Source organism: Gallaecimonas mangrovi, from assembly GCF_003367375.1.
Classification (GTDB): domain Bacteria; phylum Pseudomonadota; class Gammaproteobacteria; order Enterobacterales; family Gallaecimonadaceae; genus Gallaecimonas; species Gallaecimonas mangrovi.
Genome location: NZ_CP031416.1, coordinates 442,061 through 461,300, shown reverse-complemented (window position 1 = coordinate 461,300; position 19,240 = coordinate 442,061). Strand labels below are relative to the sequence as shown.

Genomic DNA, 19,240 nt, shown 5'->3' with positions numbered 1-19,240 from the left:
GTTGAGTGGGAAATGACCAGACGTCTTTTTACTTCCGAATCCGTTTCTGAAGGCCATCCTGATAAGATCGCCGACCAAATTTCTGATGCCGTTCTCGACGCAATCTTGGCACAAGACCCCAAAGCACGGGTTGCCTGCGAGACTTACGTTAAAACCGGTATGGTTATTGTTGGTGGTGAGATAACCACCTCCGCCTGGGTTGATATTGAATCTCTGGCGCGTAAAACGGTTCGCGAGATCGGTTATACCAGTTCCGAAATGGGTTTTGATGGCGACAGCTGCGCCGTGCTAAATGCCATTGGTAAGCAGTCTCCCGACATTGCCATGGGTGTAGACCGCACCGACCCATACCAGCAAGGCGCCGGTGACCAAGGTTTGATGTTTGGCTATGCGTCCAACGAAACCGAAGTGCTGATGCCTGCACCTATTACTTACGCCCATCGTTTGGTGAAACGCCAAGCGCACGTACGTAAGTCCAAAGAGCTGTCTTGGCTGCGCCCCGATGCGAAATCGCAGGTCACCTTCGTATATGAAGATGGCAAGCCTGTTGCCATTGATGCGGTAGTTTTGTCTACCCAGCACAGCCCTGACATCAGCCAACCTACGCTGCGCGAAGCGGTGATGGAACACATCATCAAACCGGTACTGCCGGCAGAATGGCTGACCGATAAAACCAAATACTTCATCAACCCAACCGGTAACTTCGTGATTGGTGGCCCGATGGGCGACTGCGGTCTAACCGGCCGTAAAATCATCGTTGATACCTACGGCGGCATGGCCCGTCACGGTGGCGGCGCCTTCTCAGGTAAAGATCCGTCCAAGGTTGACCGCAGCGCCGCCTATGCAGCGCGTTATGTCGCGAAAAACATCGTTGCTGCCGGCCTTGCTGACCGCTGCGAAATTCAAGTGTCTTACGCCATTGGTGTGGCCGAGCCGACTTCTATTTCTGTAGAAACGTTCGGTACCGGTAAAATCGAAGAAGAGAAAATCGACGCCCTGGTGCGCGAACACTTCGACCTGCGCCCTTATGGCCTTATCCAGATGCTGGATTTGAACAAGCCTATCTACCAGCCGACTGCAGCCTACGGCCACTTTGGCCGTGACGAGTTCCCCTGGGAGAAAACCGACAAGGCTGAAGCCCTGCGCGAAGCGGCTGGCCTTAAGTAAGGTTTCGAGACACGAAAAAGGCGCCGTTAGGCGCCTTTTTTATGGGGTTTTGCCAAGATGATGGGCAACAGTTCTACGCCTCGTTTGCTCTGCTGGGCAGCAATGTCATCCAGGCTCATCTTGTTGTCATACACTTGGTAACCTTGTTGCTGTAGCAAGCTAACAAGCTGGTCTACTGGCTTACCCACCACCGGCGCCAAATTGCTCAGTGAGGTATCGGTTAACAGCCCTGCTGCCTGAAAAAGTGCGGCCTTACCGCCTTTAGGGCTATTGACCGGAATAAAAGACGCAGCAGTCAGCACCAAGCTCAGCAGGATAATAAAAAGCGCCAAGCCTTTTTTGAAATAGCCTTTAAAGCCTTTCCAATTGATAACGAGGTGAAAAACTACCCCCAGAATCATCAGCCAGCTAAGCCATTCATGTGCGGGGCGTACCAGGCCAACATTGATATGAAAGAAAATCACCACCCCAGTGACAGCGGAGATGACAAAGCCACCGGCAGTAAGCGGGGTTGCCCATGATTTTAAGGTCATAATGGACTCGCACGATAAGATAAGCGCAGCTATATTGCCGCGCTCCTTTACTTGAGAATGTTAAAAACTGTTAACGTCCCAAGTCTTCAATACGGCCATTACCCACATTGGGAAATTTCTTTCTGTCGGCGGCGGTTGCTGTTTCATTGCATTCACCGGTAATGCGCCGGAACCGGCCTGCTTGGGTATCATCCAGTGTCATATAACCCTGTTGGCAATAGCCCGTTGTTTTCAACTTCTGTGTTAGCAGATCAGTGATGACCTTTTCACTGGGCCCTTGCTGGTGGCTCGACTGCCGACTGCCATTTTGTGGGCCACCTCTGCCGCCGCCCATACCGCCAGGCGGCCCCCCGGAAGGACCATCACCGCCCATGCCATGTTCACCGGGGCCACCGCCCCTCATGGTTTCGATGTTAAACACAAAGCGTTTGGAACCATCTTTAGATATGTAGGTGGCAAAGAAGGTATTAATGTCATCCTCAGGGTTATGGCTGGCGCAACCTGCCAGCAGTAATGCCCCGGCCATGAACACAAGCAAAGACCGCATCCGCATTCCTTTTATGATAAAAGCTGTCTTATATCTGACCCTATCCGGGCCGTCAGTAAACGAAAAGAAAGGTAAAGGTGAATAAAGAAGCATTAGACCAAGCCGTAGAAGCCTGTTTTGTTGAAGCTGAAAGGCAATTTGGGCAGGCCTTTCCTCGCCCAGCCATTACCTTGGATCTCAGGGGCCGTAGCGCTGGCCAAGCACATATGGGGAAAAAGCAGCTGCGCTTTAATCGCACACTTTATAAAGCCAACCAAGCGGCGTTCTTAGCCGAAGTGGTACCCCATGAAGTTGCCCACTGGCTGGCGTGGCAGCTCTACGGTGGCCGCATTCAGCCCCACGGCAAGGAGTGGCAGCAGCTTATGCAAAACCTGTTTGGCTTGCATCCCAAGCGCACTCATGACTTTGATATTCAGGAAAAAACCTTCACCTACCACTGCCATTGCAGACAGCACCAACTGACAATAAGAAGACACAACAAAGTGCTTAGGGGAGAGAAATACCTCTGCCGCTATTGTAAAGGCGCTTTACACCCCGGAACTGGCAGCACCGACGGCACTGTGAATTGAGGGACCCGAACCAAGCGGACTAAATTCCAAGGCAACACCCATCGATAACTTTCTGGATTCGGTTACATTGGCCGCTTGTGGGTAAGTCACTGACAAATGGTTATCACCCTGCCAGCTAACGGAAATTTCAGAAGGGGGGACTTGGCCAGACCACACCAACTGGTGGTTACCCAAGTGCCAAACAGACTGCGGCTCCAGCATGACTTCTGTCACCGGCTTCGCGCCCACGGTTCTGACCATTACCACCGCTTTGTAATATTGATCAGGTGAATTAATGGTGGCAGTGACCGCTTTACCACTACAGGCCACCAGTCCAAAAGAACCGGATGCGACAAGCAATACTCTCAATCCTGCTGCACTGATCACTGTTGCTCCAAAGCCGAGCTGACCCATACTGGATGGCTTATCTTTATCGAAGATTGAGGTTGTTGTCATCATTCAGGTGCTGTAAAGGTCGATTAGATCTCATCAAAGCTGACCAAGATTGTAAATTTAACCACTTAAGCCGCTTGCCAAGGCCTGTAGCCAGTGGCAAGGTCGAAGGGTCATCAACAACGGTGTACAAAACAACCCTATGAAGTAACCCTTTTCTGACAGGAAAAACCATGTGTTCGATTTTCGGTATTTTGGATCTTAAAACGGATCCGCAAGAACTGCGCAAAACGGCATTAGAAATGTCTAAACGTATGCGCCACCGTGGCCCAGACTGGTCCGGTATCTATGCGGATAATAACGCAATCATTGCTCATGAACGGCTCGCTATTGTCGACATGAATAGTGGCGCGCAACCGCTCTTTAATACCGAAAAGAATAATGTGCTCGCGGTGAATGGTGAGATTTATAACCACAAGGCTATCCGCAAGCAGTATCAAGACAAGTATCAGTTTCAAACCGAATCTGACTGTGAAGTGATACTGGCACTGTACAAGGAAAAGGGTGAAGCCTTTCTCGACGAATTAAATGGTATTTTTGCCTTTGTTCTCTATGACGCTACCGATAACAGCTACCTTATTGGCCGCGATCATATGGGCATCATTCCGCTTTATATCGGCTGGGACAGCGACGGCAACTTCTATGTTGCTTCCGAAATGAAAGCCCTAACACCGGTTTGTAACCGGGTTGAAACTTTCCCCCCAGGCCATTATCTGTCGTCCAAAGACGGCCAGATGAAACGCTATTACCAACGCGACTGGCAAAGCTTTGAAGGCGTAGAAAACAACACCAGCAGCGTTACCGAGCTACGCGCCGCGCTGGACGCCGCCGTTAAACGCCAGCTGATGTCTGACGTGCCCTACGGCGTATTGCTGTCAGGCGGTTTAGACTCTTCAGTGATTTCCGCCCTCGCCCAGCTGCACGCCCAGCGCCGTATTGAAGACGACGGCCAAAGCGAAGCCTGGTGGCCAAGGTTGCACTCCTTTGCAGTCGGTTTAAAAGGCTCCCCTGACCTTCAAGCGGCCAAAACCGTGGCAGACCATATCGGTACCGTACACCACGAGCTGCACTTTACCGTGCAAGAAGGCTTAGATGCGGTGCGTGACGTTATCTATCATCTGGAAACCTACGACGTCACCACCATCCGCGCCTCAACACCAATGTACCTGATGGCCCGTAAAATCAAGGCTATGGGCATTAAAATGGTGCTTTCTGGCGAAGGCGCAGACGAGCTGTTTGGCGGCTATCTCTATTTCCATAAAGCACCTAACCCGAGAGAGTTTCACGAAGAAACCCTGCGTAAACTCGAGAAGCTCTACCTGTTTGACTGCCTGCGTGCCAACAAAGCCATGGCCGCTTGGGGTGTAGAGGCCCGGGTACCGTTCCTGGACAAAGAGTTCATGGATGTGGCGATGCGCCTAAACCCCACAGACAAAATGTGTGGTAATGGCAAAATCGAGAAACACATTGTGCGGGAAGCCTTTGCCGATCTATTGCCCGAAGCCGTGGCTTGGCGGCAAAAAGAACAGTTCTCTGACGGAGTGGGTTACAGCTGGATTGACAGCCTCAAAGAAGTCACTGCCAGCGAGGTCACCGACCACCAGTTGCAAACCGCGCAATACCGCTTCCCGGTTAATACCCCTGATACCAAGGAAGCGTATTTTTACCGGCAAATCTTCGAAGAGCATTTTGGCAACCTCAATTCTGTGGTCACCACAGTGCCGCACGGTAAATCTGTTGCCTGCTCCACCCCGGCAGCACTGGCCTGGGATGAAAGCTTCCAGAACAATGCTGATCCATCGGGCCGTGCTGCCAAGGGTGTTCACCAAAGCGCATATTAAGGAGTTATTCGCATATGGCAGTCGTTAACACACCAGTCGCTTACCAAGTTGATGGCCTTTCCTATGAAGGCCAACTGGTTTTCCACGAAGGCAGCAAACCAACCCGAGCCTTGTTGATGGCCCCTAATTTTTTAGGGGTTAGTCAAGCCGCTATCGAACAGGCCAAGGAACTGGTAGAAGACCATGCCGTGATCTTGGTTTTGGACCCTTACGGCAAAGGCAGTAACGTCAGTAACGCCGATGAAGCCTATGCCACCATGGTGGCGGTGAAATCCGACCATGCTCAGTGGCGGCGCCGTATGGTGGGTGCTTACGAGGCGCTAAAATCAGAAGCGGCTAAGTTGGGTATCGGTGCAGAAAACATTGCGGCAATGGGTTTTTGTTTCGGTGGTGCTTGCGTGCTGGAATTAGCGCGGATGGGCACGCCACTTAAAGCTGTTGTGACCTTTCATGGCATTGTCGACACCCCAGATCCGGCCAGCAGTAAAAATAATTGTGGCCCTATTCTTATCTGTAATGGCGCTGACGACCCCTTGGTTCCGGCTGAGAGCATTACGGCTTTTGAAGCCGAAATGAACGCCATTGGCGCTGACTGGCAGTTCGTCAATTTCAGCGGTACCGTGCACTCTTTCACAGACAAGTCGGCTAACCGCCCTGGCCAAAGCCAATACAACCCCAAGGTTACTCGTCGCGCTTTTGCAATGATGGCTGACCTGTTTGATGAGGTTTTTGCCTAAGGCAAAGCCTTTTAAAGAGGCGGCTATAAGCCGCCTTTTTTATTGCTGACTATAAGCACGTTGCAAAATAGGCCTGGGGTCAATGCCATTAGGTAAGGTGCCATAACTCAAGCCGCCTTCCCCTAACCTTGAACGAATAAAAGCGTCTGCCACCACACCAGGGGCGCCTTTGGCCAGCAAAGCGCCTTGTAAGGTCAGGGCCAGCAACTCGGTAATGCGCCTGGCATGGCTCAGCGGATTGTCTTTTAATAACCGTTGTAATTGCCGCCAGCCAAGGGCTAACAAAGGCTCAGACTTAAGACAAGGAGCCAGCTCCTGGTGCCAGATATCCAACACCTCTGGCGCTTTTTGTAAGGCCCTTAGCATGTCCAATGCCTGGATGTTGCCAGAGCCTTCCCAAATGGCATTAATTGGCGCTTCGCGGTATAGGCGGGCGGTAATGAAGTTTTCCATTACGCCGTTGCCGCCCAGACACTCCATAGCTTCATAAGCATGCAAAGGCGTGCGTTTACAGATCCAGTATTTTCCGGCGGCAGTACCAAGGCGTAGCAACATCTGTTCACTGGGGTTATCCGCTTCATCCAGTGCCCGTGCCATGCGCATGCTCATGGCCAGGCTACCTTCGACTTCCAGTTGCAGGTCAGCCAACACCGCTGCCATAACCGGCTGGTTAATCAGCCGCTCGCCAAAGGCTTGGCGGTGATGAGCATGATGCACGGCTTGCACAACCGCCTGGCGCTGCCCGGCACTGGAGCCGAGCATGCAATCAAAACGCGTCAGAGCCACCATTTCGATAATGGTTTGCACACCCTTGCCTTCCTCTCCCAACAACCAGCCGTAAGCGCCTTTAAGTTCCACTTCACTGGAGGCATTAGAGCGATTACCTAACTTGTCTTTCAGGCGCTGCACAGCAATGGCGTTCTTTTCACCCTGCCACCAACGCGGCACCAAAAAGCACGACAGGCCCGCCGGGGTTTGGGCCAGCATCAAAAAGCCATCTGACATCGGCGCGGACAGAAACCATTTATGGCCTACCAGTTCATAACTACCATCACCTAAAGCATGCGCCTGGGTGCTATTGGCGCGCACATCAGAGCCGCCTTGCTTCTCGGTCATGCCCATTCCCAGAATAAAACCGGGCTTTTCGTTATAGGGGAGATCCGCACCTTCATACTGATTTGAAAGCACTTTTTGATACCAGTCGGCTTTAAATTGTTTGAGCACCGGGGCTGCGGCAAAGGTCATGGTGATGGGGCAACCGTGGCCCGCCTCTACTTGGCAGTGCAAATAATACTTGGCGGCTCTTGCAACATGGGCGCCGGTACGCGGCTGTTGCCAAGGACTGCAATGCAGACCTTCCTGCACAGCGAGGGCCATCAGTTGATGATAACTGGGGTGATAAGCCACCTGGTCAATGCGATAACCGTAGCGATCGTGACTATTCAATACCGGTGGGTTGGCATTAGCCGCAAAGCCAAGGGCAATAATCTCTTCTTTGGTGATAAAACGTCCATAACGATGCAAGTCGGCTAAGCTCCACTGCGCACCCTCACGGGTGACGGCCTCAACCAGCGCCCGGTCCAGAGCAAAACCATCGACATCCACCAAAGCTGGCGTTTGATTACTGACCTCATGGGTATCAAACATACACACCTCCTTTTGCTCTGCTGAAGATGGCAGCTAAGTCGGTGAAGGTCAAAGACTTAGCTTTTCGGTTGCTGAATCAGCCGCGACTGTAACGCCACAGCCCCCGCACCGGGACTAGACTAAAGGCATAAGTGAGGAGGGGTTATGGGACATCTGGATAGGCTGAGAACCTTGCGCATTCGCACCCAACATTTATGGCGAGACGCGCTCAAAGAAAGGCTATTGCATTTCCCGCTGTGGGAAGCCAATGAAGTTGTCGACCACCTGCGGGGCGTGCCAACCATGTCGGCAGATACACTCTGCCAGCAGCTGGCAGAAGAAGGCTTTTTACTGGAACTGACTTGGGGAGAGGAGCTGCGATACCCGGCCTTTATGGTGGCAGGAGGTGAAGTGTTTGAAGAAATGCCGAAGCTGATTTCCCTAATCAACCAGCGCCTAGATAACGAAATGGACCGCTACTTGTGGTTGACGCAATACCAAATGGAGCTAAATGCCGTCCCTGCCGAGCTGCTTGCCAGCCGAGAGGGACGACTGTTGTTAATGGCATTTTTAACCGAATAACCTTAGCGCCTAAGGATGCCAACCAATCCCAATACCGCACACACAGCACCGGCAATGTAGAAAGACATGGTTCTGGTATCCATTTGCCCTGTCAGCTGCGATTCAACGGTTTTACTAAGGGTTTGGCTTTCCTGATAACCCCACCAGGCCAGACCAACACCCACAACCAGCAGGACCAAACCAATGATTCTTTTATTCATTACCTTCTCCTATCTCCTTGAGGCGATGGCAATCAGCTTGCCATAGCGAATCTGAATTTCCTATCAACAGAAACTAAAACACTCGCTTTTTCTGATAACTCAAGCAACGTAATGTCCACCTTGGCAGCGTTAATTTGCCGCAACAGCTGCCGCCGTAAATGGTGCTGCCAAGCTTATATCTACGTGAATTACAGCAGTTTGGATCGCTTACTGGGGCGGTGCTGTTTTACAGAAACCAATTAAAACAATTCGATAACAATTATCGTCTTAATCGAGAGGCTGCTTTAAGCAAACTGGCCTAAGCTCTTTTGAGATAACACCGGAGGGGCGAATGAAAATACTGTGGGAATACCTTGCTGATTGGGCCTACAACGGCTAACTGAAAGCCTCCTTTAGGAGGCTTTTTTATCGCCCACGCTTTGCTAAAGCAGCACTCCAGGCGTTGCCGATGTTAATAAAGCTGCGTTAGCCTGTAGACTGACAACAGGTCGCCTATCCTGGCCAGGAGTAAACGTGAGCAACAATGACACTCTCACTCTACAAGGCTCCACTCCCCCAGAGCGTGCCAACTACCCGATAACGTCACGCCAGTTAAACCCTGGCCTGATGGTGGCGCGAGCCCTACCCCACCGCCAACTGCGCCTGATAGGTCCTTGGTGCTTTTTAGACAGATTAGGGCCACTGGTTGTAACTGACGACCATAACCTCGACGTAGCACCACACCCCCACATCGGGCTACAAACCGTCACCTGGCTATTAGAAGGTGCCATTCGCCACCGCGATACCCTGGGCGTGGAGCAGCTAATTAAGCCCGGCCAACTCAACCTGATGACCGCAGGTTCCGGTATTGCTCACTCAGAAGAAGGCCTAACACCGGTCGGCGATAGGCTGTTTGGGGTGCAATTTTGGGTCGCACTTCCCGAAGAGGAGCGCCACCGCCCTGCAACCTTTGAACATGTCGCCGTTTTACCGAGTCTGACCGAGGGTGGCGTAACGCTGCGCCTTTTTGCGGGTCAATATGGCCAACTCCGGTCCCCGGCGCACTACTTCAGCCCACTGTTTGGTGCCGAAATTCAAGGCACAGGCCACTTCGTACAAACCTTAACCCCAAGCTTTGAATATGGTTTGTTGCTGGTAAAGGGAGAGGCCACTGTGGATGGCGAAGCAATGTCCAGTGAGCAACTTTATTACTTCGGCACAGGCCATCAGCAACTCACGTTAGTACTCAAGGACGCGGTGGTTATCTGCCTGGGCGGAGAACCGTTTGCCGAAGATATTGTGATGTGGTGGAACTTTGTGGCGCGCAATACCGATGAAATAGCGAAGGCTCGCAGCCGCTGGAGCGCTGGCGACTTTGGCCAAGTGAGCCATTACCCGGGCTTGCCTATTCCAGCCCCCTTGCTTCAAGGGCAGCTTAAAGCCGGGCGCTGATTCGATTTAAACGAATCTTTTGACCTAATTTTCGCCATTTTCATCAGCAATTACGAACAGTATCCTTTGCTCATCTTCCCCATCTTCACAGGAGGCACTATGAGCCAGCCACGCACTATTAAAGGCCTGATCCCCGGCCAAAACACCAGCGACGGTGCCGGTGTGAAGTTAAAACGGCTGATTGGCACTCAAATGATGCCCGATCTCGACCCTTTCTTGCTGCTGGACGAATTTAGCTCCGACAGCCCCGACGACTACGTTGCCGGTTTTCCTAATCATCCTCATCGCGGCTTTGAAACCGTAACTTATATGCTCAATGGCCGTATGCGCCATCGAGATAACAAAGGTAATGAGGGGTTACTGGAAAGTGGCGACGTACAGTGGATGACCGCCGGTTCTGGGCTTATTCACTCGGAAATGCCAGAGCAAGAGCAAGGCTTAATGCGCGGCTTTCAATTGTGGGTAAACCTGCCGCGTGCCGAAAAAATGAAAGCGCCGCGTTACCAAGATATCGCCAGTGCTAACATTCCGCTGCTAACCGATGAAAAAGGCAATAGCGTCAAGGTGATAGCTGGGCAATATCAAGGCACCAAAGGCCCGGTTGATGGTGTAACCCTGGACCCGCTTTATCTGGATATTCATCTCAAAGCGGGCCAGTCGCTAACGGTGCCAGTACCCAGCGGCCACAACGCCCTTATCAACGTATACGAAGGCGCGGTTACCGTTGCCGGTAAAACCGTACCTAAAGGCAACATGGCGGTGCTCAATAACGGTGACCAAGTCACCTTTGAAAGCACAGACCAAGAGGCCTGTTTTCTACTGATAGCAGGTAAGCCGTTGTTGGAACCGGTTGTCCGTTACGGACCTTTCGTGATGAATAGCTCTGAGGAAATCGCCCAAGCGGTGCAAGACTATCAAGCCGGTCGCTTCTAACAAAAAACGCCGCGTAAGCGGCGTTTTTTACAGGCCAATCAGCATCAGTAACACTGCTACTCCCATCGCACTACCAAGCCCAAGCAGCACATAGCGGCCAAGGTTCCAGCCACCGGCATATAACGCCAACCCAGTTTTAACCAGTGTGTTAGCCAAGGCCGCCAAGACAATATTAAAACTCGCGGTGGTGGTCGAGATATCATCTGACGCCATTTTAGCCAAGCTCAGGGTGATGGCATCTACGTCAGCCAGGCCGGCAGCGACGGCCACTAACCACAGTTTCTGCTCACCAAACCAATGACTAATGGCACTCGACAGCAACATAATTGCTGCCAACAGTAGGCCAAATTTCAGCGCCGGCCATAGCTGAAACGGCGCTGGCTTTTCCACTCCTGTCTGGCCAACATGGCCGCGACTTTGGTGCCAAAGCGCGAGCGCCACTGCCATACTCACCAAGAACATGGCACCAAGGGGAAGCCACAAGGCTGGCAGCAGGTTTTCATTAACTAATGCCACTACCACCAGCATGCGAATAAACATGATGGCGCAAGCGGTAACAATACCTGCCGCCAATAACTGCGGGCGTTGAAAACGCTGGCCCAATCGCGACAAACTTAAGGTGGTAGCGGTACTGGATGCCAGGCCGCCAAATAAGCTGGTCACTAACACGCCTTTATCTGGGCCAATAAGGCGCAGCGAAAAATAGCCAATCAGGCTAAGGCAGGCAATAAGCACCACCATCCACCACAGGGTGTAGGGATTAAGGGCACCCCATGGGCCAAGCTGACGGTTAGGCACTATCGGCAACAGCACCAATGCCACCACCAAAAGCTGCAAAATGGCGCGAAAGTCATCACTACTTAACTGCATTAGCCATTGATGCATTCGCTCTTTGAGGTGTAACACCACGGCCGCTATCACTGCCGTCGCCACCGCTTCGGTTGCCAAGCCTTGGGTAACCGCCACCCCTAGGCTCCATGTTAAAAGGGCGGAGACCTGCGTTGTTAACCCGTAATCATGCTCGCCTTTAGCATCGAGCCAATAAGCCACCGATAACAGCATGGCTAAACCGCCGCCCGAGACTGCAACCAGCCAAGCGCCGAGCGTGTTCGCCAATAATCCGGCAACGCAGCCGACCACCGCGATTAACGCAAAGGTGCGGATGCCAGCGACGCGGCTACCGCTTTCCCCCGTTCGCTCTTGCCAACCACGTTCGGAGCCAATAATCAGCCCCAGTCCAAGGGATAACAGCAATTGCAACAACGCTGGCAATGGCACAAAGTGCATAGTGACGTCCTTGACTGCAATAAAGCGAATGACAGATTTAACGCAATTACTCTCTGAAGTGTCGCAGTGTCAACGCTGCAGCACCCAGCTACCGTTAGGGCCAAGGCCGGTAGTCAAAGCCGCTGCAAAAGCGCGGCTACTTATCATCGGTCAAGCCCCTGGCACCCGGGTTCATGCCACCGGCATTCCTTTTAATGACCCCTCGGGTGACCGCCTGCGCCAGTGGCTGCAAATGACCGATGAACAATTTTATAACCCCAACCGGGTTGCCATTATGCCGATGGGTTTTTGTTACCCCGGCAAGGGCAAAAGTGGTGATCTACCGCCACGCCCCGAGTGCGCCCCAACCTGGCATCAGCACATTATGGCGCGGCTACCTCACATTGAGCTGGTGCTGCTTATCGGTCGCTATGCCCAAGACTATTATCTGGCTGACAAACGCACGCTCACCGAACGGGTTAAGCACTTTGCCGACTACGGCCCACGCTATTTCCCGCTGCCACACCCCAGCCCCCGCAACCTCTTATGGCTAAAGCGTAATCCGTGGTTTGACACCACAGTACTGCCAGCCCTGCAAAGCCGCCTACAACAATTACAGCTCTGGCCGTCTTTGGAATAACTGAACGAATAACACGGGATCTCACAAATCAGTCTCGGTAAACTGTGGCCCTGTTGTTAGAGATGCAGTCCCCGATGTCGAATTCCTCTTCGTTGTTAGCCCATGGCACTTTTGTGCGCTTCTGGCTTGGCCAAATCGCCTCTTCCCTTGCCTTTCAAATGATGGTGGTGGGTATCGGCTGGCAAATGTATGACCTGACCGGTAGTGCCATGAGCCTGGGTTTGGTTGGCCTGGCGCAATTTGTGCCGCAATTTTTATTAACGCTGATTGCTGGCCACATTGCCGACCAATACAACCGCCGGGTTATCGTGATTATCTGCCGTTTGGTATTAGCCGCCACCATGGGATTGTTGGTGTACAGCAATGTCACCCACCAGCTGACCCCTGACATGATTTACCTAACCGGTGGCCTGCTCGGTGCAACCCGCGCTTTTGAATCCCCTGCCACCTCAGCGCTTCTGCCCAACCTGGTTAGCCCGCAGCTGCTACCCAAAGCGTTATCGCTAAGCTCGGGCAGCCGCGAAGCGGCGGTTATTGCAGGGCCAGCCCTTGGGGGATTGGTGTATTTACTGGGTGCCAGCTGGCTTTACAGCACCTCGGTGGCGTTTTATGTCATCTCCGCTGCTTTGCTGGTAGCCCTGCGCTATGAATATCAGGCACCACGTAAAACCCCTGCCAGCCTCAAAAGTCTGTTCTCAGGCATTCATTACATCCGTGCCAATCCGGTGGTACTGGGCGCTATCTCGTTAGACTTGTTCTCGGTATTACTGGGCGGGGCTACTGCCTTGCTGCCCATTGTTGCCAAAGACATTTTGCATACCGGCTCTTGGGGCTTGGGCCTGTTGAGATCAGCGCCGGCAGTGGGGGCCTTGTTGATGTCGATATGGCTGACGCGGTTTCCGATGGAAAGGCGGGTTGGCAAAATCATGTTTTATGCCGTGGGCCTGTTTGGCCTTGCCACCGTGGTGTTCGGCATCTCGCATAATCTGTGGTTGTCGATGGCAGCGCTGTTGGTGTTAGGCGCCTCGGATATGGTCAGCGTGGTGATCCGCTCAACCCTCATTCAGCTGGAAACCCCGGATGAAATGCGCGGCCGGGTAAGCGCCGTTAACTACATTTTTATTGGCACTTCCAATCAGTTAGGGGAGTTTGAATCAGGAATAACCGCCGCTTGGTTTGGCGTGGTGCCAGCCATTATTATCGGCGGTTGCTGCACCATCGGCGTGGTGGCGCTATGGATGAAGCTCTTCCCAGCACTCACCGAAAGAGACAAGCTGATTAACCCATAAAAAAGGCCCGTACGGGCCTTTTTTATGACGGATTATTGTCCATGGCTTGGGTCAACTTACTGACTTCAGCTTCAAAGGCGGGCATGTCTTTTTTCGCCACCGCCGCCGCCATAGGAATATTGGCAGTCATGGCATTCACGGGCCGGCCATTAATGCGCAGCTCGTAATGCAAATGTGGCCCCGTTACCCGTCCTGTCGCCCCCGATAGGGCAATTTTTTGGCCACGGCTGACAATCTGCCCCTTATGCACCAGCACTTTACTCAGGTGCAAATAGCGGGTGGAATATTCGCCGCCATTTTGCAGCACAATATAACGCCCGGCATAAGGGTGATGGGCAATACGGGTTACCACACCATCGGCTGTGGCCATCACGGCGGTGCCGGTAGGGCAGGCAAAGTCAGTGCCGTAGTGTGGCGAGATACGCCCCGTTACCGGGTGACGGCGATGCAGGTTAAAAGGCGAGCTTATCCGGTAACGCCGGGTGGTTGGGTAGCGTAAAAAGGCCCGCACCAGGCTTTGGCCGTCTTTGTCGTAATAACTGCCATCGCTGAATAAAAACGCGGTCAGCTCACGGCCACGATTTTCAATACGCACCGCCTGCAACGTGGTGTCGCCGGTGGCTTGGCCATCAATGTACTGGCTTTTACGCACCACTTGGAAATGGTCACCGGCTCTTAAATCACGGGAGAAATTAAGCTTGTCTTTAAAGATGGTGGCGATGCTGGCAATTTCGCTGTCGCTTAAGCCGGCTTGCAGCGCTGAGCCATAGAAGCTGCCATTAATCTCGCCGCTCAAGGCCTTACTTTGCCAAGTACCCGGCAGGTCTATGGTTTTGTTTTCAAAGTGGCTGTCGTCGATACGGGTGAAGATCACCTGATGCGCCAGGTTAAACCGTAACTCCAATTTCTGCAGCTGATTGCCGTTTTCCCCACCCAGCCAAAATTGCAAGGTGTCACCGGGTTTGAGGGTGTCGAGGGCCAGGATATCCTGGTCACTTTCCAGCACCTGATACATGGTGGCCTGGTTTAGGCCCAAGTGACTAAAAATGCCACTTAAGGTATCACCGGTTTGAATTTGGTATTCGATGTTAGGCACATCAACCGCAGCCTTACTGGTATTAACAGGCGCATCGGTAGGTGCCTTGAGGCCCATGCCGGCAACGGCATCGGTAAATTCGATAGATAGGGGCACGGTGTCGTCGCTGCTTGGACGCATCAATACTGCGGCAACAAGTAGAGTTACAGAGCCAAGCGCAATTTTGTGCGCTTTAGGTAACTTATTAAAAGATTGGATGATTTTGTCTGGTGTCACTTGACGCATCAATAAAAGGCCCTCTCAATTCACCTTACTTCTGGCAAAGACCCTGCCCCGGACTGCCTGGCGGTGAGAGCGCCATGGCCGTAAAAAGTTCAGGCTTTTGACGCAATGTGTGATTTTATAACAAAAATCAAGGCAGTTAACAAATCACTGTTTGTACGTCAGCCTGGCCAGGGTTTCAACATGCAGACTATGGGGAAACATATCCAGCGGCTGCACTTTATCTACCACAAACCCCTGTTGGCAAAGTATTACTAAGTCCCTTGCCAGCGAATCGACGTCGCAAGACACATACACCAAGGTTTTGGGTGCCATCGCCACCAAGGTGTTTAACAGTGCACTGTCACAACCCTTACGTGGCGGGTCGACCACCACCACATCCGCCCTAATGCCTTGTTGATAAAGCGCTGGCACCACCTGCTCGGCTTTACCCAAGTAAAAATGCGCGTTTTCCACGCCATTAAGCGCAGCATTGGTTTTGGCGTCAGCAACAGCTTGCGCTACCACTTCTACGCCAATCACCTCTTTGGCCTTGGCGGCAAGAAACAGCGAAATACTGCCCGCGCCGCAATAGAGGTCAAACACGCGCTCCTTGCCGGTTAGCTCGGCAAATTCTAGGGCTTTAGCGTATAGCTGCTCAGTTTGGCTTGGATTGATCTGAAAGAAAGATTGCGCCGATACATGAAACCTTAGCGCCGCCAATTGCTCTTCAATATACCCAGGCCCCATCAATACCTGTTCCTGAAAACCCAGCACCCGGTTGCCAGGTTCGGCATTGATATTGAGCACCAGCGTACTCAGCCAAGGACAATGTTCCCTAAACCGCTGGCGTAAATCATCAAGGCCAGGTAAATGGGCGGTTAATGCCACCAAAACCAACATCCACTGCCCGCTGTTTCGGCCTTCTCGGACCATAATGCCGCGCACTTGGCCACTGTGTTTTGCTTCGTTGTAACCGCTTATGGCAAAGGCTTGCATCCACTGGCGCACCTGGGTCAGCAAAGCACTGACTTTAGCGCCTTGCACCGGGCAATCATCCGCCGCAACGAGCTGGTGGCTGTGCTTTTTATAAAAACCAATTTCAAAACCGCCGCCGCTCTCTTGAACGCTATAAAGTGCTTTATTGCGAAAGCCAAGAGGCGTGGCCATGCCAAGGCAGGGGGCAACAGCCGGCGTGAGCCCCGCCTTTGTTAAGGCAGCCACCAAGCGCTGACGTTTTAGCTGTAACTGCGCTTGGTAATCCAAATGCGCAATCTGGCAGCCTCCGCACTGGTGATGTTTACAAAAAGCGGCCACCCGCTGCTTGGACGCATCAAGCACACTTATCATCTCGGCCTGAGCATAACGGGGCTTAATATCGGTTAACCGGGCGCTAACGGTTTCCCCTGGCAGCGCCCCTGAAATAAAGATTTGGCGCGGGCCTAACTGGGCGATACCGTCGCCTTTTTCGGTTAGACCGGTTACCTCAAAAATCTCAGCAGCGTTATGCATGATGGGGTCACTGTGCAGTGCGGTGGCGCATATTACGGCCAGTGCTCGTTGGCTGACAACAGATATTGATGAGGCCTTGCTCAAGCCCTGCAGCCTTGCTAGTTTGGGCCGACTTCAACCGCTACCCACCCACCATGGAAACGACCTTAGCCTGGGACCATAATCGGCCCTTTATTCAAGAACTCAGCGTTGGCAACGAGCATATTGATGCCTTGGGTCATACCAATAATGCAATCTACGTTGGCTGGTGTGGTGATATTGCCTGGGCCCATACCAGCGCTTTAGGATTGGGCATCAACTGCTACCGCCAGCTCAACCGCGCCATGGCCATGCAACACGCCGAGTATGATTATCTGGCCCCCGCCCTATTAGGCGATAAACTTTTGCTGGGCACCTGGGTGCTCAATTCAGATGGCAAGCTGTATTCTGAACGCGGTTTCCAACTGGTTAGAGTCAGCGACGGTAAAACCCTGTTCCGGGGCAAGGTCCGTTTTGTCTGCATCGAAATGAGTAGCGGGCGGCCAAAGAGAATGCCGAACGCCTTTATCGAGGGTTACGGTAATGCAGCGGTTTACAAAGCCGGTTAAGGTAGAGCGCTACGCTTTTTATCAGTACGTTTGCTTCAAAGGAAAAAAACACCATGCTTCCAAATGACGATCTGCGCATTGTCGAGATCAAAGAACTGTTACCGCCCATCGCCATTTTGGAAAAATTTCCGACGACCGAGCAGGCGGCACATACCGTATCGGTTGCCCGTCACGCCATCCATAACATTCTCAATGACCGTGACGACCGCTTGCTGGTCATTGTTGGCCCCTGTTCTATTCACGACCCGAAAGCGGCGCTGGAATATGCCCACAAATTAAAAGCGCTGCGCAGTGAACTCAAAGACGACCTGGAAATCGTCATGCGGGTCTACTTTGAAAAGCCGCGCACCACCGTCGGCTGGAAGGGCCTTATCAATGACCCTTACATGGACAACAGCTGCCAAATCAACGATGGCCTGCGCATTGCCCGTAAGCTGCTGCTGGATTTGACCGACCTTGGCATGCCGACCGCCAGCGAATTTTTGGACATGATCACCCCGCAATACTTGGCCGACCTGATTAGTTGGGGCGCCATCGGTGCACGCACCACCGAGTCACAGGTGCACCGTGAGCTGGCATCGGGCCTTTCTTGCCCGGTCGGTTTTAAAAACGGTACCGACGGCAACATTAAAATTGCAGCCGATGCCATTCGTAGCGCCTCAGCGTCACATCACTTTTTATCGGTCACCAAGTTTGGTCACAGCGCCATTGTTGCCACCGCCGGTAACGATGATTGCCACCTCATTTTACGTGGCGGCAAGGCCCCCAATTACAGCAAAGAAGACGTGCAAAACGTCATGGCCAAACTCGACAAAGCCAAGCTGCGCAACAAATTAATGATTGATTTCTCCCACGCCAATAGCTTGAAGCAATATCAAAAGCAGCTAGACGTGGCAGAGGATGTTGGCGCGCAAATAGCCGAAGGCAATAACGCCATATTTGGGGTGATGATCGAAAGCCATCTGGTAGAAGGCCGCCAAGACCTCGAAGAAGGCAGCGAGCTGACATATGGCCAGTCCATTACCGATGCCTGTATCGGCTGGGAGGCCACCGATAAAGTGCTGAGAGAACTGGCCGCCTGCGTTAGAAAACGCCGCACCTCATAAAACGACCATTGCTAAAAAAGCCGCCTTAGGGCGGCTTTTTTAATGGCCAACAAAGTCTCGCATCACTTTGGCAATGGCCAGGCCGTCGTGGCCTTGGGCGTAACTTGTCAGCGCCTTTTGCGCCAAGGGGTCACCAATATCTAACTGCCGTTTATGAATAAGCTCGGCGCCAAAGTCAGTGCTAAATTCCGGGTGCCCCTGAAATGCCAACACCTTATCGGCAATATAAAAAGCGGCGTTGGGGCAAAAGTCGTTAGCTGCCAGCAAGGTCGCCCCTGGCGGCAGTTGCGTAACTTGGTCACGGTGGCTGCAAATAAGTTTAAAAGTAGCGGCCTCATCATTAAGCCAGGTCGGCTTTGTTTGCCACTGGTAAGCCATTACCCCAACGCCCCAGCCCGCCGCGGCCCTTTCAGTGCGGCCACCTAAGGCATGGGCCAGCAATTGATGGCCAAAACAAATGCCCAATAACTTTTGGCCAGCATCATGGCGCTGGCGTAAATAAGCGCCCAAGGTCAGCACCCAAGGCTCGTTTGAAAAGGCATCGGCCTTAGAGCCGGTGACCAGCATGGCGTCAAAATCATCAGGATTGGGCGGATAGACACCGTCGATGACGCTGAAGATCTCGCTTTGTATTTCGATATCCGCCGCAGCAAACATCTGCTGGAACATAACCCCAAAGCTTTGGTATTGCTCAATAAATTCAGGGTGTAATACATCGGTTTGCAACAAGGCGATTTTCACGCAGTTTCTCCAACATCCAACGGCTTGCCAACATTGCCTCTTTTTTAAAAGGCCAGCAAGGGTTGAGAAGGCGGTGGCTAGCCGACAATTGGGCTAAAAATGACAGTTGTGAAAAAAACCTATGCAAAGACTGGGCAAAATCACATCGGCGGTATAGGCTCGGATGTCTAGGCCTCTACAAGGCCAGCGTCGCTCGGACGGTTC

General features: G+C 52.5%; 20 protein-coding genes. 11 read left to right on the top strand and 9 right to left on the bottom strand.

From position 1 onward, the window contains the following. Window positions 1–12 precede the first annotated feature (12 nt). Entirely contained in the window at window positions 13–1,167 is a 1,155-nt protein-coding gene (metK, locus tag DW350_RS02190; protein WP_115717283.1) for a methionine adenosyltransferase, read from the top strand. A gap of 26 nt (window positions 1,168–1,193) precedes the next feature. On the opposite strand, the gene DW350_RS02185 is transcribed toward metK, so the two are convergent. Beyond that, window positions 1,194–1,700 (bottom strand): DUF4405 domain-containing protein, encoded by a 507-nt coding sequence (locus tag DW350_RS02185; RefSeq protein ID WP_115717282.1) that lies wholly within the window; start codon window positions 1,698–1,700, stop codon window positions 1,194–1,196. Window positions 1,701–1,770: 70 nt separating this feature from the next. Next, window positions 1,771–2,247 (bottom strand): hypothetical protein, encoded by a 477-nt coding sequence (locus DW350_RS02180; protein ID WP_115717281.1) that lies wholly within the window; start codon window positions 2,245–2,247, stop codon window positions 1,771–1,773. 77 nt (window positions 2,248–2,324) lie between these two features. Here DW350_RS02180 and DW350_RS02175 point away from each other — a divergent pair, with 77 nt between their 5' ends. Continuing rightward, a complete protein-coding gene (locus DW350_RS02175) occupies window positions 2,325–2,816 on the top strand; it encodes a SprT family zinc-dependent metalloprotease (protein ID WP_115717280.1) in 492 nt (163 codons plus the stop codon). Here DW350_RS02175 and DW350_RS02170 read toward each other — a convergent pair. Next, the gene (locus DW350_RS02170; protein WP_115717279.1) at window positions 2,775–3,155 is read right to left on the bottom strand and encodes a hypothetical protein; all 381 of its coding nucleotides are present in this window, start codon (window positions 3,153–3,155) and stop codon (window positions 2,775–2,777) included. The genes DW350_RS02175 and DW350_RS02170 overlap by 42 nt on opposite strands. A gap of 266 nt (window positions 3,156–3,421) precedes the next feature. Between DW350_RS02170 and asnB the strand changes: the two genes are divergently transcribed. Further along, a complete protein-coding gene (gene asnB / locus DW350_RS02165) occupies window positions 3,422–5,089 on the top strand; it encodes an asparagine synthase B (RefSeq protein WP_115717278.1) in 1,668 nt (555 codons plus the stop codon). 14 nt (window positions 5,090–5,103) lie between these two features. Further along, entirely contained in the window at window positions 5,104–5,826 is a 723-nt protein-coding gene (locus tag DW350_RS02160) for a dienelactone hydrolase family protein (protein WP_115717277.1), read from the top strand. A 39-nt stretch (window positions 5,827–5,865) separates the two neighbouring features. On the opposite strand, the gene DW350_RS02155 is transcribed toward DW350_RS02160, so the two are convergent. Beyond that, window positions 5,866–7,473: an acyl-CoA dehydrogenase family protein gene (locus DW350_RS02155; protein ID WP_115717276.1), complete on the bottom strand. Its 1,608-nt coding sequence runs from the start codon at window positions 7,471–7,473 to the stop codon at window positions 5,866–5,868. Between the two features lie 144 nt (window positions 7,474–7,617). Between DW350_RS02155 and DW350_RS02150 the strand changes: the two genes are divergently transcribed. Then, the gene (locus DW350_RS02150; protein ID WP_115717275.1) at window positions 7,618–8,034 is read left to right on the top strand and encodes a hypothetical protein; all 417 of its coding nucleotides are present in this window, start codon (window positions 7,618–7,620) and stop codon (window positions 8,032–8,034) included. 2 nt (window positions 8,035–8,036) lie between these two features. Here the strand turns inward: DW350_RS02150 and DW350_RS02145 are convergent, their stop codons facing one another. After that, window positions 8,037–8,234 carry a DUF3185 family protein gene (locus DW350_RS02145; RefSeq protein ID WP_115717274.1) on the bottom strand — a complete coding sequence of 66 codons (198 nt, stop codon included), beginning with the start codon at window positions 8,232–8,234 and terminating at the stop codon, window positions 8,037–8,039. 513 nt (window positions 8,235–8,747) lie between these two features. On the opposite strand from DW350_RS02145, the gene DW350_RS02140 reads away from it, so the two are divergent. After that, on the top strand, window positions 8,748–9,665 hold the full coding sequence (locus DW350_RS02140; protein ID WP_226911370.1) for a pirin family protein: 918 nt from the start codon (window positions 8,748–8,750) through the stop codon (window positions 9,663–9,665). Between the two features lie 99 nt (window positions 9,666–9,764). After that, window positions 9,765–10,598 carry a pirin family protein gene (locus tag DW350_RS02135; protein ID WP_115717273.1) on the top strand — a complete coding sequence of 278 codons (834 nt, stop codon included), beginning with the start codon at window positions 9,765–9,767 and terminating at the stop codon, window positions 10,596–10,598. A 27-nt stretch (window positions 10,599–10,625) separates the two neighbouring features. On the opposite strand, the gene DW350_RS02130 is transcribed toward DW350_RS02135, so the two are convergent. Further along, window positions 10,626–11,885 carry an MgtC/SapB family protein gene (locus DW350_RS02130; RefSeq protein ID WP_115717272.1) on the bottom strand — a complete coding sequence of 420 codons (1,260 nt, stop codon included), beginning with the start codon at window positions 11,883–11,885 and terminating at the stop codon, window positions 10,626–10,628. Between the two features lie 28 nt (window positions 11,886–11,913). On the opposite strand from DW350_RS02130, the gene DW350_RS02125 reads away from it, so the two are divergent. Both DW350_RS02125 and DW350_RS02120 read left to right on the top strand, forming a co-directional pair. Beyond that, window positions 11,914–12,504 (top strand): uracil-DNA glycosylase family protein, encoded by a 591-nt coding sequence (locus tag DW350_RS02125; RefSeq protein WP_115717271.1) that lies wholly within the window; start codon window positions 11,914–11,916, stop codon window positions 12,502–12,504. A gap of 74 nt (window positions 12,505–12,578) precedes the next feature. After that, a complete protein-coding gene (locus tag DW350_RS02120) occupies window positions 12,579–13,793 on the top strand; it encodes an MFS transporter (RefSeq protein WP_115717270.1) in 1,215 nt (404 codons plus the stop codon). Window positions 13,794–13,815: 22 nt separating this feature from the next. Here the strand turns inward: DW350_RS02120 and DW350_RS02115 are convergent, their stop codons facing one another. Together DW350_RS02115 and rlmD are read right to left on the bottom strand one after the other, a co-directional pair. After that, a complete protein-coding gene (locus DW350_RS02115; protein WP_115717269.1) occupies window positions 13,816–15,114 on the bottom strand; it encodes a peptidoglycan DD-metalloendopeptidase family protein in 1,299 nt (432 codons plus the stop codon). Window positions 15,115–15,258: 144 nt separating this feature from the next. After that, complete coding sequence (gene rlmD, locus DW350_RS02110) at window positions 15,259–16,602, bottom strand: 23S rRNA (uracil(1939)-C(5))-methyltransferase RlmD (RefSeq protein WP_115717268.1); 1,344 nt, start codon at window positions 16,600–16,602, stop codon at window positions 15,259–15,261. 134 nt (window positions 16,603–16,736) lie between these two features. On the opposite strand from rlmD, the gene DW350_RS02105 reads away from it, so the two are divergent. Together DW350_RS02105 and aroG are read left to right on the top strand one after the other, a co-directional pair. Next, window positions 16,737–17,189 (top strand): acyl-CoA thioesterase, encoded by a 453-nt coding sequence (locus DW350_RS02105; protein ID WP_115720530.1) that lies wholly within the window; start codon window positions 16,737–16,739, stop codon window positions 17,187–17,189. 53 nt (window positions 17,190–17,242) lie between these two features. Continuing rightward, on the top strand, window positions 17,243–18,295 hold the full coding sequence (gene aroG, locus DW350_RS02100) for a 3-deoxy-7-phosphoheptulonate synthase AroG (protein ID WP_115717267.1): 1,053 nt from the start codon (window positions 17,243–17,245) through the stop codon (window positions 18,293–18,295). A 39-nt stretch (window positions 18,296–18,334) separates the two neighbouring features. On the opposite strand, the gene DW350_RS02095 is transcribed toward aroG, so the two are convergent. Further along, window positions 18,335–19,036, bottom strand: a complete 702-nt coding sequence (locus tag DW350_RS02095) for a glutamine amidotransferase-related protein (protein ID WP_115717266.1) — start codon at window positions 19,034–19,036, stop codon at window positions 18,335–18,337. Window positions 19,037–19,240: the final 204 nt, after the last annotated feature.

Coding starts and splice junctions, on each gene's coding strand:
- metK (WP_115717283.1), top strand. CDS start 13: ATGACCAGACGTCTTTTTACTTCCGAATCCGTTTCTGAAGGCCATCCT.
- DW350_RS02185 (WP_115717282.1), bottom strand. CDS start 1,700: ATGACCTTAAAATCATGGGCAACCCCGCTTACTGCCGGTGGCTTTGTC.
- DW350_RS02180 (WP_115717281.1), bottom strand. CDS start 2,247: ATGCGGTCTTTGCTTGTGTTCATGGCCGGGGCATTACTGCTGGCAGGT.
- asnB (WP_115717278.1), top strand. CDS start 3,422: ATGTGTTCGATTTTCGGTATTTTGGATCTTAAAACGGATCCGCAAGAA.
- DW350_RS02160 (WP_115717277.1), top strand. CDS start 5,104: ATGGCAGTCGTTAACACACCAGTCGCTTACCAAGTTGATGGCCTTTCC.
- DW350_RS02155 (WP_115717276.1), bottom strand. CDS start 7,473: ATGTTTGATACCCATGAGGTCAGTAATCAAACGCCAGCTTTGGTGGAT.
- DW350_RS02150 (WP_115717275.1), top strand. CDS start 7,618: ATGGGACATCTGGATAGGCTGAGAACCTTGCGCATTCGCACCCAACAT.
- DW350_RS02145 (WP_115717274.1), bottom strand. CDS start 8,234: ATGAATAAAAGAATCATTGGTTTGGTCCTGCTGGTTGTGGGTGTTGGT.
- DW350_RS02135 (WP_115717273.1), top strand. CDS start 9,765: ATGAGCCAGCCACGCACTATTAAAGGCCTGATCCCCGGCCAAAACACC.
- DW350_RS02130 (WP_115717272.1), bottom strand. CDS start 11,885: ATGCACTTTGTGCCATTGCCAGCGTTGTTGCAATTGCTGTTATCCCTT.
- DW350_RS02125 (WP_115717271.1), top strand. CDS start 11,914: ATGACAGATTTAACGCAATTACTCTCTGAAGTGTCGCAGTGTCAACGC.
- DW350_RS02120 (WP_115717270.1), top strand. CDS start 12,579: ATGTCGAATTCCTCTTCGTTGTTAGCCCATGGCACTTTTGTGCGCTTC.
- DW350_RS02115 (WP_115717269.1), bottom strand. CDS start 15,114: ATGCGTCAAGTGACACCAGACAAAATCATCCAATCTTTTAATAAGTTA.
- rlmD (WP_115717268.1), bottom strand. CDS start 16,602: ATGCATAACGCTGCTGAGATTTTTGAGGTAACCGGTCTAACCGAAAAA.
- DW350_RS02105 (WP_115720530.1), top strand. CDS start 16,737: ATGGAAACGACCTTAGCCTGGGACCATAATCGGCCCTTTATTCAAGAA.
- aroG (WP_115717267.1), top strand. CDS start 17,243: ATGCTTCCAAATGACGATCTGCGCATTGTCGAGATCAAAGAACTGTTA.